The 2,424-nt window shown below is 33.9% G+C and carries 3 protein-coding genes; 2 read left to right on the forward strand and 1 reads right to left on the reverse strand.

The features are described 5' to 3' along the window. Nucleotides 1-526: 526 nt before the first annotated feature. Nucleotides 527-781, reverse strand: coding sequence for a hypothetical protein (locus tag ACIFQM_RS24965; protein WP_430044571.1), 255 nt, complete (start codon nt 779-781; stop codon nt 527-529). 170 nt (nt 782-951) lie between these two features. Here ACIFQM_RS24965 and ACIFQM_RS24970 point away from each other — a divergent pair, with 170 nt between their 5' ends. Both ACIFQM_RS24970 and ACIFQM_RS24975 read left to right on the forward strand, forming a co-directional pair. Further along, nucleotides 952-1,509: a hypothetical protein gene (locus tag ACIFQM_RS24970; protein WP_430044570.1), complete on the forward strand. Its 558-nt coding sequence runs from the start codon at nt 952-954 to the stop codon at nt 1,507-1,509. Nucleotides 1,510-2,184: 675 nt separating this feature from the next. After that, on the forward strand, nt 2,185-2,424 hold a 240-nt coding region (locus ACIFQM_RS24975), incomplete at its 3' end, for a hypothetical protein (RefSeq protein ID WP_430066416.1).

Genomic DNA, 2,424 nt, shown 5'->3' on the forward strand with positions numbered 1-2,424 from the left:
ATTGTTACTGTACCTGTTCAGCCGCACAGCCATAATCAGAGAATACAACTTCAAGAACAAATTGGAGGAATCTGAACGGATAGGAACAAAACAATCCCTGCCAACCAATTAAGGTAACGGGGATTGTTTTTATTATTTAATATTTACTTTTTTCTGAATATGAATATCCCGATAAGTGCAACAACTATTATAGCGAGAATTCGCCATGAATGCGGTAGAAATTTAGTTAACCATAGGGCAGCAAATACTGTAGCTATTGCCAGATAGCCTAATCGTTCATTGGGTTCAAATTTCTTCCTATTGAAGAATACATTCAAATAGCCTATCGGCGGGGTTATAATGATCATTAAAATTATGACCATTGGTCTTAAATACCACTTTCTTTTCATTCTTCCTCCGTTATTCGTCGTTGTTAATCACAGTTATTAAAGGAATATAGCACCGATAGCTCTAGCGATAATATCAGCTAACCACGCAGCTACACCTATATACTGCATAGCATGCGGGATCAGTTTGATTTTAATCCTTACTTTTTATTATCATTTACTAATTTTAGTATCGGATTAAGGAATTCCTCCAAAAAGAAGCTCCCTCCTTCACTGGGAGTAGACACTTTAGTGTGGTCAAAAGATTCAAAATCTTCTGGTGTTGAAATATGATAAAGTGAGCTATTTTCCATTAATTCTCCTAAATCCTTATATTCATATTTCGGACGGGCAAAGCAAAGAACTCCAGGATATTCAAGTATATATAAGTGAGTATCAGTCAATCTATACTCCATACAGTACCACCTCCAAAATTATGTTATAAAATTCATGATACATTACCATGAAAATAAAAACAATTTAATACAAAAAAAGGGAGACAATAGTGATGCATGTGATATATAATTAATGAAGTTTATGGAAAAAATAATTTTTTCTAAATGAAACTATTAAGGAGAGGATCAAATTGAAAAAATTAGTTTGTTTAGTTCTGTCATTAATCTTTTTGTCAGTAGCCTATCTTCCAACAGCAACATATGCTGAACAAGGGAGTGAACAGTCTTATGTTACAAAATATGATATCTACATAGACCCAAACTCAAAAAATGATCAGTCTAGCCCCCCGTTTAACTCTTTTAGCGCAGTAACTAATGATGTCTATGACTCTTCGTCGAAAATCATTAAACCAACAGGCTATGCAGGGGAGTTAATAGTTACATGTGATCAAATAGCGGGACGGATGTATTGTAACTGGAATATAATCCTGAGTTCACAATATCAAATTAGTTATGTGAACTTTGATATGCATTTTCAAAAATCCGGTTTAGGTACTTGGGACACAATCGGGAGGAAAGGGATTACTAAGAGGGGTTCCTTAACAAATAGACAGGGTGATCAAGAAAGTTTCTACATTGCTGATTGGGGGAAAGGTTATTATAGAGCTAGAGTAAGCGGTAATATTACTACTGTGAGTAGCGGTGTAGCTTACATGCTGCCTCAGAATTCAAATACAGTCCCATTATGATCCTACTTTGTTTCGGCGTATTGTAATTAAAATCCCCGCAACCTTAAGGTAACGGGGATTGTTTTTATTATTTAATATTTACTTTTTTCTGAATATGAATATCCCAATAAGTGCAACAACTATTATAGCGGGAATTCGCCATGAATGCGGTAGAAATTTAGTTAACCATAGGGCAGCAAATACTGTGGCTATTGCCAAATAGCCTAATTGTTCATTGGGTTCAAATTTCTTCCTATTGAAGAATACATTCAAATAGCCTATCGGCGGGGTTATAATGATCATTAAAATTATGACCATGGGTCATAAATACCACTTTCTTTTCATTCTAAACTTTTTTTCATCAGGAAGCGTTTTGAGATCTCCATCCCCTACATTCGTTGCAAATGCACCTTCAAACCTAAACCCCGATTATAAAAGCTTATTCTCATATTCTTTGAATCACTTTTAAGCTTATATGAATCAATAGTTCTTTCTGTGCCTAAATCAATCATAACCATCTTATCTTTAGGAAGTAAAACGGTACAAAAGTAAAATTTATTGTTAATTAAATACTTTTTTCTAAAATGAGATTGAATTTTGTAATGTGTTTTAATGTTCGACAAAATTCCCCTTACTTCTCACTATACAAAGTGTAATATTTATAACTGTTTGAAATATTTGTATAGGAGGAGAATTATGATGAAAATTTTTAAGAAAGTGTTCGTCCCCTTATTGGCATCAGCATTGCTCTGCGCAACTGTTTTACCTTCGGTAAGTAATGCTGAACAAATTACCAAGTCAGAAGAAAATTTGGTCCAAACAGAAGTTGTACAGACTGAAAAAGGTAAAGCTGTTATCACAACAAACTTTGAAAATGATGATCACCGAATCACTACGGTTGTTGAAAATGGAAAAACAACTAAAATTGAATATTTC

The sequence above is a fragment of the Paenibacillus sp. NRS-1782 genome, from assembly GCF_050467685.1.
In the GTDB taxonomy this organism is placed as follows: domain Bacteria; phylum Bacillota; class Bacilli; order Paenibacillales; family Paenibacillaceae; genus Paenibacillus; species Paenibacillus terrae_A.